The 2,514-nt window shown below is 60.8% G+C and carries 3 protein-coding genes; all 3 read right to left on the bottom strand.

Going from position 1 to position 2,514, the window contains the following annotated elements; genetic code table 11:
- On the bottom strand, nt 1–320 hold a 320-nt coding region (locus H7J06_RS32050), incomplete at its 3' end, for an aromatic-ring-hydroxylating dioxygenase subunit beta (RefSeq protein ID WP_275080177.1).
- Between the two features lie 2 nt (nt 321–322).
- Nucleotides 323–1,639, bottom strand: coding sequence for an aromatic ring-hydroxylating oxygenase subunit alpha (locus H7J06_RS32045; RefSeq protein WP_264044073.1), 1,317 nt, complete (start codon nt 1,637–1,639; stop codon nt 323–325).
- Nucleotides 1,639–2,514, bottom strand: coding sequence for an alpha/beta fold hydrolase (locus H7J06_RS32040; RefSeq protein WP_443678429.1), 876 nt, complete (start codon nt 2,512–2,514; stop codon nt 1,639–1,641). The genes H7J06_RS32045 and H7J06_RS32040 overlap by 1 nt, the downstream gene beginning before the upstream one ends.

The following is a 2,514-nucleotide window of genomic DNA, read 5'->3' as shown; positions in this document are numbered from 1 at the left end:
ACATCGGTGACCAGGATGTCGCTGACAATGCGCTGAGTGATCGTGCGTGGAGTTTCCCCGGGAGCGAGCCCAGTAGCCAGCCGGGCAATTCTCAGCTTCAGCGATTCGTAGTCGTCGTTGAACAACAGAAACGGCGGTAGGCCGTCATCATCGTCGACCGGATGCGTGCTGGACTCTGGGAATGGCATCGTGTATCTGACATCCGGCGCCAATAAGCCCAGCCACTCGTCCAGCCGCCCATCATCGAGAAGCATGGTCTCCCGCGCATAGAATTCGTTTATTCGCAGCCGCAGTTCCACGTCCAACTGGCTGGTCTCCATGGCTAGGCCGGCTCCGTCATAGTTCGGTGCCAGTGCCGATAGAACTCGCGCTGNTAGGCTTCGCTGATCTGCGGCCTGACATTGCCGGGTAACTCCGCAACCAGCGACTCCATTGGTTCGACGTCCTCGCCGAGTGAGTAGTTGAACGGCACATCCCGGGCGACTCCGGTGTCAAGGGCGTCAGACAATCGTTCGAAGTTTTCGTGATCATCGGGCGTCACGAGACCGGCCGCCGATTGCCGCTGACTCAAGAGGAAGACCATNCGTTCCTTGACAGCACGGGGCGCGGAGCTTTCCACCANACACCACTCCCAAACCTCGGTCAACCGCGGTCCCCGAGGCTGCCACATGATGAATCCCCGACCGTAAAANGCCGTGCCCATGCCAATCATGCTGAAGTTTGGGAAGATATTGGCTACGTGAAAGCTGTANGGCTGCACGGGGGATGTCGCCAACCGCTCGTCTTGCAGGCGCTGCCGCTCGGTTAGCCAGTCGACTGCTTCGGTACCCAGCGTTTCGGCTTGGGCGAGATCGTCCTGATAGAAATTCTTACCGACTGCCAGTTGCAGCAACCCATGGGGCGCGCAGCCGTCGAGAACCACGCTGTAGTGCTGCCCCTCGTCTATCGAAAAGTTGATGCGGGCAGTCTGCCCAGCTTTCGACAGTGCGGAAACCGATCCGTGAGTGGCAGCGAAGTGATACTGGTCGCCGCCGAAGTTCTCGGCCAACAACTTCCAGTTGACGGGCATGAGGTAGCGGTGCAGGCCGGGAACGACCTGCAGGCCGTTGGGGTCACAGTCGAGTAGAAAGTTGTCGAGGTACCACAGCAGGCCCTCCCCCAGATATTCTTCCAGCGGCGGCGCCGNGTCATCCCAGCAAGCAAAGATAAGTCCTTTGTNNGTAGCTACCCGGGGGGAGACGAGGCCCATGCTGGCCTTATCNAACTGCGGCCCGTAGGCGCTCTCGGCTAGCGGAACACTGCGCAGCCGTCCGGCAGTGTCGTAACTCCAGCCGTGATAGCTGCAGTGAAAGATGTTCGCGTTGCCCATGTCGAACTGACAGACTTTATTGCCCCGGTGCCGACATTTGTTCAGCAGCACACGAACACGAGATTCCTTGTCCCGGCATACGATCACGGCGTCGTCGGCCATATAGGTTGTGCGGAAGTCACCGGGCTTGGGGATCATGGACTCGTGGCCGACGAANAGCCACGACCGCTTGAAGATGGAGTCGAGTTCCCGCTGGTACACCGCCTCGTCGTAGAAGGCCGAGGAGTCTATCGGCAGCGCCGGGCCGGTTTTGGAACCGATTGTCTCCATCAACGTTGCCCTCGGGACTCGCGATCACCTTGAAGATAGTTGGTGAGGATTTGGTTGAACTCTTCCGGCCGTTCCCACTGCGGCCAATGGCCACAATCCTCCATCAATGCGAATTCAGCGCCGGGAATTAGCTCGGCTGCCCGCCGTCCGAATTCCACCGTCGCCGAGGGATTGTGACTCGTCCACAGCACGAGCGTGGGCCTGGTCAAGCTGGTCAATCGCTCAGCCGTGAGATTGTCCTCAGCAGTCGCCGCTGAGGGCGGCGCCGTCGCGTTCGTCAGTGCCGACCGCGATTCTTCGCTCTGGTAAAGCGCCCACCGCAGCGCCACCAGTTCATCGGTCAGGTCGCGGTCAGGGTGGTGGAAAAGCCACGCCATCCTCTCCCGCACATTCGCCGGACTCGGGTCAGCCAGGAATTGCCGGGTGACCCGGGCAAGCTCTGCGCGCCCGGCAGCGGTGCGAGCCTCGGCATCGGCGCCGACCTCTAGCGTCAACCGCGCGCCGCACACGTAGATCAACCGGTCGACACGGTCGGGATGTTCCAACGCAGTCCACGCCGCGATCCAACCTCCTAACGACTCGCCNACCAGGTGGGCTCGGTCGATGCCTTCCTGGTCCATGTATCCGAGTAGGTGACTGACATAGTCCTTACGGTTCGGGGCGACCTCACAACCACTGGTGAGACCGTGACCCAACAGGTCCAGCGCATGCACTCGGAAATGACGCGACAGCGCCGTCACATTGCGGGCGAAGGCTTCGGCGTGACCGCCTCCCCCGTGCAGGAGAATGAGGTCCGGACCTTCCCCTGCCTGAATTGTCCTGGTACGGACGCCGTCGACATCTACGAAGCGTGTTTCCGCTCCAAGCAAGCTCAC

Source organism: Mycolicibacterium hodleri, from assembly GCF_025822245.1.
GTDB lineage: Bacteria > Actinomycetota > Actinomycetes > Mycobacteriales > Mycobacteriaceae > Mycobacterium > Mycobacterium hodleri.
The sequence above is the reverse complement of the archived record's forward strand: the minus strand, read 5'-3'. Positions and strand labels throughout refer to the sequence as shown.